The sequence below is a fragment of the Sporosarcina sp. CAU 1771 genome, from assembly GCF_054482775.1.
In genome coordinates this window covers 229,892-243,349 of the sequence record NZ_JBTLRN010000001.1, presented here as the reverse complement: position 1 = coordinate 243,349, position 13,458 = coordinate 229,892, and the positions used below count along the sequence as shown (strand labels likewise).

Below are 13,458 nucleotides of genomic sequence, written 5' to 3'. Positions count from 1 at the left end.
CTTGCAACTTCAATTTTCAGGAACTTATTTTAACAAAGAAAAACCCACCATGGCCATAATTTCGACCTTGATGGGTATCTTTTACAATAGATTATATAAATTAATTGAAGGATGTTTATCATGAAACCAGCGCATTGCAAAATCATTTTCAAACAAAAATACAAGTTTGTCGTATCGATCTTTTACAAGCATTGCACGTTGTCCCGCCATCGATTCTTTAACATCGCCTTCGTTTTCAATCCAGCGAGCCACTTTAGAACCTAGATGTTCCATCCGTACTTCCACATTGTATTCATTTTTCATGCGGTGCTCAAACACCTCGAACTGGAGCTGACCTACAGCACCCAATAAAACATCTTCCGTGTGCAATGTACGGTAATATTGAATTGCACCCTCTTGTACGAGTTGCAAAATACCTTTATGAAAATGCTTTGATTTCATTACGTTTTTCGCTGTTACGCGCATAAATAATTCTGGTGTAAACTGAGGTAACGCATCGAATACGAATGACGATTTCCCGCCTATAATTGTATCCCCAATTTGATAATTTCCAGTATCGTGAAGCCCAATGATATCTCCAGCAACCGCCTCTTCAACCGTTTCACGGTCATCCGCCAGAAATTGTGTTGTTTGAGTTAGCTTGAATGTTCGCCCGATTCTAGGCACAGTCACTGTCATTCCTCGTTCGAAAACGCCAGAAACAATCCGTACAAATGCAATCCGATCTCGGTGAGCAGGATTCATATTCGCTTGGATTTTGAAAATGAAACCAGAAAACTCTTCGGAATTCGGGTTAATTTCTATTTCATCTTTCGTCATACGCGGTTGCGGGGGTGGTGCAAATTGTAGAAATGTCTCTAAAAATGTTTGCACACCAAAGTTTGTCAGTGCACTTCCAAAAAATACAGGAGTCAATTCGCCTTTTGCAATCCGGTCAACATCGAAGTCATTCCCCGCTTCATTTAACAGGAGTACATCTTCAAGCGCTTGTTTATAATAGGAAGTTTCTTCCATCGGGTGAGGTTCTACAAGCTTCCCCTCATCATCAATCTCAAGGAATCGGTCCTCTTCATCTACGCGAACTTGTTCGATTCGGTTATTAAAGCGGTCGTAAATCCCAAGAAACTCTTTTCCCATTCCAATCGGCCAATTCATAGCATACGATTCAATACCAAGCACTTCTTCAAGTTCTTCCATCAAATCGAGCGGCTCTTTTCCTTGGCGATCCATTTTATTAATGAAGGTGAAAATTGGAATTCCACGCATTCTACATACTTTAAACAGTTTAATCGTCTGTGGCTCGATACCACGCGCGACGTCTACCATCATAACTGCCGCATCGACTGCCATCAGTGTACGATACGTGTCTTCACTGAAGTCCTCATGACCGGGTGTATCCAGGATGTTGACGCGTTTGCCATCATAATCAAATTGCATTACAGACGATGTAACTGAGATTCCACGTTGCTTCTCGATTTCCATCCAGTCAGACGTCGCAAACTTGCCGGATTTTTTCCCTTTTACAGTACCCGCATCACGAATCGCTCCTCCAAAGTAGAGTAGTTTTTCAGTAATTGTTGTTTTACCAGCATCCGGGTGGGATATAATTGCAAATGTCCGACGGGAGTTGATTTCTTCATTTATTGGTTTATCCATAGTATTATTATCTCCTTCTTACCTGCTTTTTCTATCATAGTGACACCACACCCAGATTTCAACATTTATTTTGAAGCAAAGGGCATCCAATTTTCAAAGGAAAAAATGCACGATGTCCAGTTACGGACACCACGCACCACTCTTCCGGGTTTTTCAACACTTATTCATTTCCAGCAACGCGTTTTGCCAAAGGTTTAAATAGCTTTTCTTGGTTAAGCTCTGGTCTTAATACTTGCAACTGTTCAAGAGCAACTTTCGCTCCATAATCCATACCTTGACAGCCAGCTAGAAGAACAATGTCATCTTTCTCAGCTTGTTTGATTCCATCTAATATCGCATCAGGTAATTCATCATATAATTCCACTTGGATATTCGCTTTCTTCATAACTTTTAAGAATACGTCCATTTCCTCGTCATGAACAAAGTCTTTTTCTGTAACATGAGAAATACTGCGTGTTGCAATTACTTCATTAAACCCTAATTTAGAAGCCCACTTCGCGATTGTTTCCGCATTTTCTTTATTGACGGTAACGCCTCGATCTCCACGTATCGCATACACTAATCGCACTTTTTCATAATCCATTTTTTCAAGCGTTCCGAGAGTCACATCTATATTACCGCTGTTTGCAAAGTGATCATCAATAATTTTAAAATCATCTTCGAAAATGATTTCAAATCGGCGTTCCACACCTACAAATTCAGCTAAACTTTCTTGAATTTTCTCCACCGGCACTTCACATAATAATCCGATTGTAATGGCAACCATTGAATTATAGACAGAGTGAAAACCTGGCGTCGCTAATCGAATGTCAAATTGTTGTTTCGGAATATGAACACCATTTATTTCGAGATCTTCTGAGATTTCAACTGTAAACGTAGCTCGTCCAGTTGATAAATCGAGTGTCGTACATCGAATATCCGCGTCTTGACGCTCTACACCGATTGTCACAACGTCTGCTTCGGTTTGATCAACAAGAGCTGCCGAATAGGAATCATCTAAGTTAAGAATCGCCGTTTGCCCTTTTCTAGCGTTTCGAATAAGTCCTGTCTTGTATGCTAAATAGTTATCAAAAGAGTCGTGTAAATCGATATGTTCACGGCTAATATTATTTAATGTAACGATGTCAAAATCCACACTTCCAACCCGGTTTAGCTCAAGTGCAGAAGAGGAAACTTCCATCGTTGTATGCGTAACTTCTTCCTTAACCATTTGACCAAAGAACCGATGAAGGTCAAGTGATTCTGGCGTTGTTAAATCGGAAGGTTCCGCATAATCGCCAATCTTAACGACAATCGTCCCCATTAATCCTGTTTTAAAACCAGACTTTTCCAGGATCGCATTCGTCATAAATGCCGTTGATGTTTTCCCGTTTGTAGCTGTAATTCCAATAGTTTTTAATTTTCTTGATGGATGTCCATAAAATGTATCTGCAAGAGCTGCCATAGCCACTCGACTGTCTTCCACACGAATTTGCATCACATTTACATCATCGATAAAGTCTTCCACTACTAAAACGGTTGCTCCTTGTTCTACAGCTTGTCCAGCAAAACGATGGCCATCCATCTTAAACCCTTTAATACAAACAAATAGATTGCCACTTTCTACTTTTCGCGAGTCATAAGCAAGTCCGGTAATTTCAGCTTCTTTACTGTTTCTAATTTCTTCTATTTGAATCGCTGGTAATAATATATGAATATTCATCGGTCAAACTCCTTTTCAAAACGTTATTCCTTATATCATAGCAGAAGTTACATAGGCATGAAGTAATTTTGCTGTCTCATTTAACGAATCTATATGTGTTCGTTCCAGTGCATGCGAAGATTCAATCCCCGGTCCGAATAATGCATGTTTTATATCAAATCCTGCACGGATTGCAGCCGAAGCATCTGAACCATAGTAAGGATAGATATCCAACTTATACGCAATGTCCTTTTTCTTTGATAAAGCGACTAAATGTTGAGTCAACTCATAATGATAAGGCCCACTCGAGTCTTTTGCACAAATAGAAACTGTGTATTCATCAGAAGTTTGCCCGTCTCCTAACGCGCCCATATCGACTGCTATGTATTCTACTGTTTCAGCAGGAATATTTGAGTTACCACCATATCCAATTTCCTCATTATTAGAAATATAAAAATGTGTAGTATGCGGAAGTTGTACATTTTCTTCTTTTAATGAGCGAACTAACTCCAGCAACAATGCCGTACTCGCTTTATCATCTAAATGGCGGGACTTAATAAATCCACTTTCCGTCACTTCAAAACGTGGATCAAAAGAAACGAAATCTCCTACTTCAATTCCTAAGGCGCGTGTATCTTCTGCGTTCCAAACTTTCTCGTCAATTCGAACTTCTATATTCTCTTCGTTTCGTTCTGCAGTTCCTGCATTCTTGTAGACGTGAACAGACGTCTGTTTCATCGCGATTGTGCCTCGAACTTTTTTGCCGTCCGCTTTATGAATCACACAGTATTCACCTTCAACAGCGTTCCATCTAAAGCCGCCAATCATAGTCAATTTTAGACGGCCATTGCTTTTGACTTCTTTTACCATTGCACCGAGTGTATCTGTATGCGCGGTTAGTAAACGGTGACGCTTTGTATCTTTTCCTTCAAGTGTCGCAATGACAGCACCTTTGTTTGTCTTCTTGTATGTAACGCCCATTTCAGCAAACTCATTTGCAATTAACGTCATTATGTCTGTTGTATATCCCGATGGACTCGGAGTTTCAACTAGTCTTTTCAATAGCTCTATTGTTTTTTCTTTATTAAATACACTTGTCATTCTAATATCCCCATTTCCCAACTTAATTGAATGCGTACGTTCAGTATACGTATATATTCGAGTAAATGAAAAGAAAAACCGCATCCATTAACGGATAAGCGGTTTGATTAATTTTATTTTATTTCCGTAAGGTGGAAAAGCAATTCTCATCGGAATTTTAGTACTGCGTTTCATCATTGCTTTTGCGTGCGTAAAGACCTCAAAACTTGCCTTGCCATGATACGCATTCATGCCGGAAGATCCTACTCCACCAAATGGTAAGTTTGTGTTCCCCACATGTGAAACGGTGTCGTTAATGCAACCACCACCAAACGGTAAACTTTCAATGAAGTAATCTGCGGCTTTTTCATTTTCAGTAAACATGTACGCAGATAATGGTTTTGACAATTTTCGAATTTGATGAATGGCTTCGCCCAAATTGTCGTACTCTAAGATCGGTAAGATGGGGCCAAAAAGCTCATCTTCCATCGAAGGGCTATCCCATGACACACCAGCCAGTAACGTCGGTTCTATAAATAACTTAGAATCCTCAAAGCTACCACCGTATACCACTTGCGAACGTTCTTTTTCGATGATATCTACAAGTCGATTGTACTGACGCTCATTAATAATACGCCCGTAATCTGCACTGTCTCTTGCATCTTCACCATAAAACTTCTTAATCGACTCAATCATGCGAGTAAGCAATTCCTCTTTTACTGAATGATGAACAAGGAGATAATCTGGCGCTACACAAGTCTGTCCAGTATTCATTAACTTCCCCCAAACAATACGTTCAGCGGCGTTTACTAGATTTGCGGTTTGATCCACAATGACTGGACTTTTACCGCCAAGCTCAAGTGTAATCGGCGTTAATCTTTCTGCAGCAGCTTTCATGACTACTTTCCCGACAGCGATGCTTCCGGTAAAGAAAATATAATCGAAAGGTGCGTGAATTAGTGCAGACGTTTCCTCTCGTTCCCCTTCAACAACTCGAATGTATTCGGGTGGAAATGTTTCAGACAAAATTTTATCCACAATTTTCACTGTATGAACAGCTGATTCAGAAGGTTTAACAATTGCACAATTGCCTCCTACTATCGCTCCCACTAGTGGTTCCATGACCAATTGAAAAGGATAATTGAAAGGACCAATAATTAGAACAGAGCCATACGGTTCACGTACAACAAAACTTTTAGCGGGTAGTAGGTGCACGGGTGTTTTTGCCGGCTCCGGTTCCATCCACTTTTCCACATTTTTCAACATATCTGAAATACTTGAGAGAACGAAACCGATTTCAGTCACATAAGCCTCAAACGAACTTTTCCCAAGATCTTTTTGTAGTGCTTCTGTTATTTCCTTTTCATGTGAAATGATTGCATCGTGCAACTTATTCAACATTTCTTTTCGAAATTCTACGGTTCTTGTTGCCCCCGTGAAATAAAATTCATGTTGAGAGGCGATCATCTTTTCGACATTCGTTGAATTGACATTCATGTTGTTTCCTCCACTCTTCACTCTATTATCAATACTAGTCAAAATGAGAGAAAATTACAATAATAGTTCATCAATCAATTTCTGAACTTCAAGTCCCTCATCAAAATTAACAAGATATGCTTCTTTACCCTGCGCAGCCACAATGCACTCCTCAACTAACGTATTTACCGAATTGAAAGAAGTCAATATTTCAAAAGGACTGTTTTTGTGAGCTATGCTAAGTTCCGACCAATTGCGCAGTTTCAAAACACCTTCCGCTCCATATACTGTGTATGACAGTTCCTCTTCCTGTCCAATACCAGTAAGACCATTTAATAAGATTGGAATATTTTTTTCAGTTGAACCAAATGCAAGGACGCTAGTTTCTGCCAGCTCATCTTCTTTAGGATAAATGGTTTCATGTCCACCAATTGAAATGGGACCGAACATTCTGTACATAAGCTGTAAATAGTGGGCAAATACTTCCCGAGTGAAGCCGCCTTGTTCACGGGAGGCAATCCATGGATTTTGTTGCCACAAACGTGGCCAGTGTGGGAAATACGTATTCAGTTCAATGCGAACAATCTCTCCAATTGAGCCATTTTTTGCTAGATTCATCATATGTCTAACAGCTGGTTTGTACATAAGCGGAAAATGCATCGCTGTTTGAACCGTATTCGCATCTGCAGCTTTTACCATTACAGCGCCATCTAGTGCATCATGTGCTAGTGGCTTTTCACAAAGTACATTCAATCCTCTTTCAATTGCTTTTTCGCTTAGTGATGCATGTGAAACAGGTGGCGTCCCAATGTATACCCAATCAGGTTGAAGAATAAGCACATCTTCATAAGATGCAGCAGTTGGTAAATTATATAAATTCGCAACTTCAGTAAGTCGCTTTTTGTTTTCATCAAACACCGCAACAATTCGTGCTGCTTTATTTGCGAGTAATTGATTTATAATACGTTCTCCAACAATGCCTGTACCTACAACCGCAAATGTAATTTGTTTCAAATGAATAACCCCTTTTAAAATTTTATTTATTCTGTGAAACGTTTGAAATCTGTATGGAATACTGTTTCAATTATATCATCTTGGGTAAATAAGATTAAACCAATCAAAATAATCGAGGAGGAAATGCTATGACGACAACTGAAACTTGGTGGGAAACAATTTTTGAAGGCGATCTTTCATTTGGCATCAATAAAGAGCGTTTTACTGAACTCGAAGATGAAGATTTTCTATATTTCGAAGAAAACGAACTAGACCAAGAATCCATCCAATAAATTGTACGAACCTAAAAGCAGCGTCTCCATCACACTTTGGAATCGCTGCTTTTGTTATTCAATACTTCGCCATAAATACAGTGCTGCATAACTTAAATAAGGCGACCAATCTGGGTAGCGAGCTGTTATTTCATCTTTCGTCGGCTTTCGCTCCATCCCCCATAATTTTTGCAATGCATTTTGTAAACCAATGTCCGCAAGAGGAAACAAATTCGGCCTGCCTAATCCAGACATTAGAAAGCTTTGTGCCGTCCACGGTCCTACGCCACGATAAGTAACTAATTCCGCCATCACCTCTTCGTCATCCAACTGCCGCAACCTTTCAAGATCAAGCGAACCATCCGCCACGGATTGCGACAAACCAATCAGGTATTCCGCTTTGCGTGTACTAAACTGCAACTCTCTAAGTTCAGCGACTTCCAGCTCAGCGATTCGGTCAGGCGAAGGATATCGCCAAACCCCTTCACTTTCACTCCCATACTTTTCAACAAAACGCTTGGATAGTGTGTTTGCAAAAGACATATTCAATTGTTGATGAATAATGCTTCGTAAGAGCGTTCCGTAAAGAGAATAACTTCGTACTAGAGGAGTTCCTGCGTGTTCTTCAAAAATCGGGGCAAGGTCCGTCTCCATAAAATGTGAGTGAACCTCATCTAATGACTTATCTAAGTGAAAAATCGACATCACTTCTTTAATTTGACTTTCATTAAGTGCGTTCTCTAATTGAAACTTGGGAGCTTCCTTCGTTCCCGTTCCTCGTAAAGTAATATTATTTCCTTCCTTCATCGGAATCCGAACGAAACGCTCATCGATTGCCACATAGTTCACTGGATCTCCAGACAGTCTTTCAAGCGCCCGGTCAAAGTCATACAGATAGGAGAGTGTAATTTGCTTTTCGATTGCATTCACCCACTTTTTTATTTGATGTCTTTCTAGTATACCTAGAAAAAGACTTTATCGAAATGGGTTGACTTATTTTACAGGTTAGCTATAATAGAATTTGTCCGATAAATTCGGATGACAACTTCAATTTCCGGTTCTGTAGCTCAGCTGGGAGAGCGCTACCTCGACAAGGTAGATGTCGGCGGTTCGAGCCCGTCCAGGACCATTGGGTTTCGACCCACGAGAACGCTGTAGGAACGCGGTTTTCTCGCAAACACCATCTCTTCGGAGATGGTGTTTTTTGTTGTCTAATTAAGGCTTCGGGTTAATTTCGGCTAAAATCTATTATAATGCTCTTAAACAATGGCTTTTTCATTTTCCAACTATCTATCTAATAGCTGTGCTATTAGATAGATAGTTTTTAAATAACTTGTAAGGGGAAAATTGCTTACTTTAGTTTAGCGGTTACACTACAATTGATCGAGCGAGTATTTGTTAACCTACAAATACAGTCCGGCTAGAAAAATGCCCAAAGTTTCTTCATAGATTTCAGTAAACTGAGTGATTGGCAAAGGGTTGATTCCAAGGCCTAACTCGACAGTGAATCCTGGTCTTCGCCAATCTTGAATAAACCAATCCTTGTAGCCGGCGTAGCTGTCAATTGTTTGGACTGGTTCGTAACCGCTTACCCGGCTAAATTCATTGACCATGGTTTCCGACTCCGGCGGTTCTAATCCTTGATACCCCCAGTAGATGACCTCGCCTTGCGTATGAAACGCGAGCACCCACGCAAAGTCCCGTTCTCTCGTCAGGTCTGCCATTGCAATCGCTTCCGGTTCCGAGAGTGGGCGTTCGCCACCATAATCTCGAGGACCTGGGGTTTTCGGATTACGTTCCCGTTCCAAATCCCAATCTGCCGGAAACTGATCGTTCAAATCGACACCTCTAATATTCGCTTTCCATCCAGAGAAATCCGTGCTGCCATTGTTCCACTCTACAACCCTCGTTCTCCACGGCTCCGTCTCGGGTGGCCCTTGCTGAACAAGTGTAACCCCGTCAGGATTCACCATTGGGACAATAGACAAGGTGGATTGTTGATACAAAGGGAACGTAGACAAACCGCGTATCGGAGTTTGATTTGTCAGGGAAAGCAAATAATCATTAAGGAAGGTCATAAGTACGGGCGTTGTAATCCATTCGTTTGCATGGAACGAAGCATTGTAATGAACCCGTTTCGGTCCGGTTCCAAGTTGAATCTCTGGAATGTTCCTTCCTATAACCGAATTCCCGATTGACGTGTTTTGGATAAAGGGATATACAGCTTGAAGCCTTCTCAAGTCATCGACCATCATCCCATAGCTGTACGTCTGCCTTCCGTTGACGAGCCTCCATGTAATGCGCAAAGGGACCCGGATGGTCTGCCCGACTTGCAGGCGGTTTGAATTTAGCGTTGGATTCACAAGTAAAACTGCGTCGAGGGGGACATTTCTTCGCTGTGCAATCAACCATAACGATTCCCCCTGATTGATTTGCACCCCAACCGCCACATATCCCGGAATTCGGATGCGTTGCCCCACCGAGAGAACCTGCAAGTTTACATCACGATTCGAATCTATGATCAATTGAATCGGAATCCTAAATAACTGACTATAATACCAGAGCGAATCTCCCGGTCGCACTGTAATGTCCACACCATTCCTCCTTTTTGGGAAAGTACACAATCGATACTAGTATATGAGGTAGGAGTGGGGACTCATGAAAAATATAAAACAAACTATAAATGTAGGTAGATGTCGCCGTTTCGACCCTCGAGAACGCTGCAGGAACGCGGTTTTCTCACAAACACCATTTCTTCGAAGATGGTTTTTTGTGTCTCTACAAGCTATTCTTTAATTACTAACACCAGCTTCTTATATTGAGTCGATCATTCTTTTTTCTATTTCTTCTTCGAATGTGTAATGAGCATTTTATTTATCATGTCATCCTGTATATCTTTCTAGAAGTTACAAATACTAACTGTAGTACTTCTGGAAGGAGGAAAAACTGTGACGATAACCGATTGGGGTTGGTTAGGTTTAATTGGTTTAGTAGGTCTTTTAGGGATGGAATTAATAGATAATAACAAATAATAAAAATGGCCATAAAACAGTGTTTCCACTCTTTTATCGCCATTATTGATATATGAACTTCTTGTTTATTAGGTCCCTTTAGACTCTTTAATTATACATTTCCTCTTTTATTAGTGTGTCAACTACAGGATGTGAAATGATATTTTGGGTTACCGTTGTTCAATGGTAACCCAATCCACTTCTCAGAAAGGCACACGAAACGATACAATCGTCCCAACGTTCGGCGTGCTGTTGATTTCTAAACCTTTTCCGTATCGTTGGATTAAGCGAAGATTTGTGTTGATCAGCCCAATACCGGAATCGAAGTCTGTCGTTTGTTTGAACAATTCATCGACAAACGCTTTCTCCATACCGACTCCATTATCTTCAACCGCTATTTCAACATATTCGTTTCTTTTAGAAATTTGAATTGTAAGTTGTCCGCCGCTCCCCTGTTTCATCAAACCGTGTCGAATCGCATTTTCTACTAAAGGTTGAATCGTTAACGAAGGGATCAACACATCAACGCAATCTTCTACTTTCCAAACAACTTTCAATCGATCAGCAAATCGTTCTTTTTCAATTAAAAGATAGGCCTGTACTAACTCAATTTCCGATTTAATTGGTGTAAGTTCATTTATACTACTAAATTGAAACTTTTTTCGTAATATAAGGCTAAACGCTCCTAACACATCGCGCATTCGATCCAGGTCGATTTCACTCAGTGCCATTACTGTATTTAATGCATTAAACAAAAAATGTGGTTGAATTTGTGCTTGAAGCCAAGCTGCTTCTACGCGTAACTTCTCAGACATCACTCGCTTCACATCTGTTAAGGTTCGAACTCGTGCACGAAGTTCCATCGAATCGACTGGCTTTATTAAATAATCATTCGCACCTGCTAAAAAGCCTTTTTCAATATCTTTCTGCGTACTTCTTGCAGTTAGTAACAATATTGGAAGCTCGGTTAATGAAAAACGCTCCCGTATCTTTTCCGTTAATTCGTATCCAGACATTTGCGGCATCATAACATCTGAAATGACTAAATCCCAATCCGAGTGCTCTAGTAAAACTAAAGCTTCCTCACCACTTAACACGGTCGTAACAGAATAATCTTCTGTAGAAAGTATCGTTTCAATGACTTGTAGATTTATATAATCATCATCAACGACTAAAATCTTAGGAGGATTTTCACTCAAACTACGAATGATTTCTGGAGCAGGTAAATCGGATATCATAGGTTGGTTTTCTATTGACATCGATCGGACATCGAGCTCTTCCCTAGTACCACTGCCCGCTGAATCTCCTAGTGGTAAAGAAAAGGAAAAGGAAGTGCCTTTCCCTAAAGTAGATTCTACTTCTAGTGTGCCACCATGAAGTTCAACAAGTTTTCCACTAATATTAAGCCCCAAACCTAAGCCACCCTCTGACATGGTTTCCCCGTTTCGGCCCTGTACATAAGGTTCAAAAATCGTTCTAAGTGTTTCCTCATCCATACCTATTCCAGTGTCCGTAATAACGATACGCGCTTTATCACCTTCTATATACGCTTGAATCCTAATCGTGCCTTGTTCTGTAAACTTCACTGCATTGTGTAGCAAATTAAATAGTACTTGAGTGATTCGATTTTCATCGGCCAGAACTGATGGGAAATCAGAAGGTATCTCGTTAACAATTCGAATCGGTCTACCTACCATTGCGAAGTCCAGTAGACTTATCACACCAGTTGTCATTGCCTGCATTGAAGTCGTCTGGATTTGCAGATGCGGATTCCCATCTTTTAAATGGGTCATATCGAGTAATTCCTTGACCATCGCTGACATTCGACGACTAACTGTTAACACCGTTTCTAAATCACGAACACTTCTTTCTTGTAGAGATGAATATTCTCTATCCAGAACCGCCTGTGACATATTCAGTATGCTATGAAGTGGATTCCGTAATTCATGTGAAGTGTTCGCTAGAAATTGATCTTTTGCTTTATTTGTTTCTTGTAGCTTCGCAGCTAGATTTTGGGTATCTATATACATTTGATTGTATTGTTTAAACCAGACACCCGCGAAGCAGACCACTGCTATAATTAAGTCAAATGGGTAGTAAATTACTTTTACACCACTTGCTAGTCCATACGCCCACCATAAGTAATGACTTCCTAAAGCGATAATGGATAAAGCGAGCCAAATGCCACCCCTAAATTCTTTTTGATGGCGAAGTAAAGCAGCAATTGTAATTATCGCAGCAACGATTAAATAATAAAAAACAAAATCAGATGCACCCGATAAATATTTCATTGGTAGGAAAGGGATAAGAGCGATGATTCCCCAACTAATTAGTGTATAAATCGGTATAAACTTTCTACTAACGTTTTGTATTTGTGGGCTTGCACATTGAACGAGTGCCCAAGACGTTAGGATAAATAACACCATTGCCAGTTTAAAGCTTGTTGTATACCCCATCGGCATATATTCAAATAATACTTTTTCATCGCCCCCCATTAAGTTGGTAAGTGCAACTGTAATAAGAAGAAGTGCAAAATAAAGCAATCGTTTATCTCGTATGCCTATAACATATAAAAGAGTTGCAAATAGAGCGTGAACAAAGAAAATCACCGCAGCGGTAATTTGAAGCAAAGTCGAAAATCCAGTCTCTGATGCTAGGACTTCTTCATGTCCAAATTTAGCAGATCGAACAAAACCACTTGAGCGCGGTTCGATGTAATTAGAAACCCGTAAGACAACTTCAATTACACCGTTCTCATCTGCTCGAATTGACTTTGATGAATAAGGAACATTGATTGTTTTGGAACTTTCTATACTTTCTCCAACTTCCCCAGATTTCCCCATTAACAAACCATTCACATACAACTCTGATGCACTACGAATACTAGAGATACGAATGCCATATGTTGTTTCTACTTTAGGATCAACTAAAATACGCAATCGGTAAGATCCAAACCCGTATGGAAGGTTCGTTTCTGGATTTAAGGAGCTAGACCAGTCACCTGGCACTTCTATATATTTTCCATCATTTTTCATTTCATCTGCAAGCGATACATACGGAAGAAATTCCCACTCGCCATCTAACGTAATGGAATGCTTTTCTGAATTATCCCAACCTCGCAAGTCGAGTTGACCATTCAATATAGGAGGTTGTTCAGCGCGGCTAAAAGTTTTAATCCAAAGTAATCGACAACTCGTAAGGATGATTGCAAATATAACCACAATTAATATCGATTTCCAAAGATGTTTTTTAGATTTAAATATACTCAATTAGCTTCCCCCTTAGCAAC

Annotated in this window: 10 protein-coding genes and 1 tRNA gene; 3 read left to right on the top strand and 8 right to left on the bottom strand. The window is 40.2% G+C overall.

The features are described 5' to 3' along the window. Positions 1-81 precede the first annotated feature (81 nt). The 5 genes from ACXYMX_RS01265 to ACXYMX_RS01245 form a co-directional block, all read right to left on the bottom strand. Positions 82-1,656, bottom strand: a complete 1,575-nt coding sequence (locus ACXYMX_RS01265) for a peptide chain release factor 3 (RefSeq protein ID WP_459042395.1) — start codon at positions 1,654-1,656, stop codon at positions 82-84. A 160-nt stretch (positions 1,657-1,816) separates the two neighbouring features. Further along, a complete protein-coding gene (locus ACXYMX_RS01260) occupies positions 1,817-3,358 on the bottom strand; it encodes a Mur ligase family protein (protein ID WP_459042394.1) in 1,542 nt (513 codons plus the stop codon). Positions 3,359-3,388: 30 nt separating this feature from the next. Continuing rightward, positions 3,389-4,438: a M42 family metallopeptidase gene (locus ACXYMX_RS01255; protein WP_459042393.1), complete on the bottom strand. Its 1,050-nt coding sequence runs from the start codon at positions 4,436-4,438 to the stop codon at positions 3,389-3,391. Positions 4,439-4,525: 87 nt separating this feature from the next. After that, positions 4,526-5,914 carry an aldehyde dehydrogenase gene (locus ACXYMX_RS01250; RefSeq protein ID WP_459042392.1) on the bottom strand — a complete coding sequence of 463 codons (1,389 nt, stop codon included), beginning with the start codon at positions 5,912-5,914 and terminating at the stop codon, positions 4,526-4,528. Positions 5,915-5,968: 54 nt separating this feature from the next. Further along, positions 5,969-6,907 (bottom strand): Gfo/Idh/MocA family protein, encoded by a 939-nt coding sequence (locus ACXYMX_RS01245; RefSeq protein ID WP_459042391.1) that lies wholly within the window; start codon positions 6,905-6,907, stop codon positions 5,969-5,971. Positions 6,908-7,035: 128 nt separating this feature from the next. On the opposite strand from ACXYMX_RS01245, the gene ACXYMX_RS01240 reads away from it, so the two are divergent. Then, positions 7,036-7,179, top strand: a complete 144-nt coding sequence (locus ACXYMX_RS01240; protein WP_459042390.1) for a hypothetical protein — start codon at positions 7,036-7,038, stop codon at positions 7,177-7,179. A 54-nt stretch (positions 7,180-7,233) separates the two neighbouring features. On the opposite strand, the gene ACXYMX_RS01235 is transcribed toward ACXYMX_RS01240, so the two are convergent. Beyond that, positions 7,234-8,079: a DNA-3-methyladenine glycosylase family protein gene (locus ACXYMX_RS01235; RefSeq protein WP_459042669.1), complete on the bottom strand. Its 846-nt coding sequence runs from the start codon at positions 8,077-8,079 to the stop codon at positions 7,234-7,236. A gap of 135 nt (positions 8,080-8,214) precedes the next feature. Here ACXYMX_RS01235 and ACXYMX_RS01230 point away from each other — a divergent pair. Then, positions 8,215-8,287: transfer RNA gene (locus tag ACXYMX_RS01230), tRNA-Val, on the top strand. A 274-nt stretch (positions 8,288-8,561) separates the two neighbouring features. Here the strand turns inward: ACXYMX_RS01230 and ACXYMX_RS01225 are convergent. Then, complete coding sequence (locus ACXYMX_RS01225) at positions 8,562-9,752, bottom strand: M14 family metallopeptidase (protein WP_459042389.1); 1,191 nt, start codon at positions 9,750-9,752, stop codon at positions 8,562-8,564. A 354-nt stretch (positions 9,753-10,106) separates the two neighbouring features. On the opposite strand from ACXYMX_RS01225, the gene ACXYMX_RS01220 reads away from it, so the two are divergent. Next, on the top strand, positions 10,107-10,190 hold the full coding sequence (locus ACXYMX_RS01220) for a WGxxGxxG-CTERM domain-containing protein (protein ID WP_459042668.1): 84 nt from the start codon (positions 10,107-10,109) through the stop codon (positions 10,188-10,190). 182 nt (positions 10,191-10,372) lie between these two features. On the opposite strand, the gene ACXYMX_RS01215 is transcribed toward ACXYMX_RS01220, so the two are convergent. Beyond that, on the bottom strand, positions 10,373-13,438 hold the full coding sequence (locus ACXYMX_RS01215; protein ID WP_459042388.1) for a hybrid sensor histidine kinase/response regulator: 3,066 nt from the start codon (positions 13,436-13,438) through the stop codon (positions 10,373-10,375). Between the last annotated feature and the right edge of the window lie 20 nt (positions 13,439-13,458).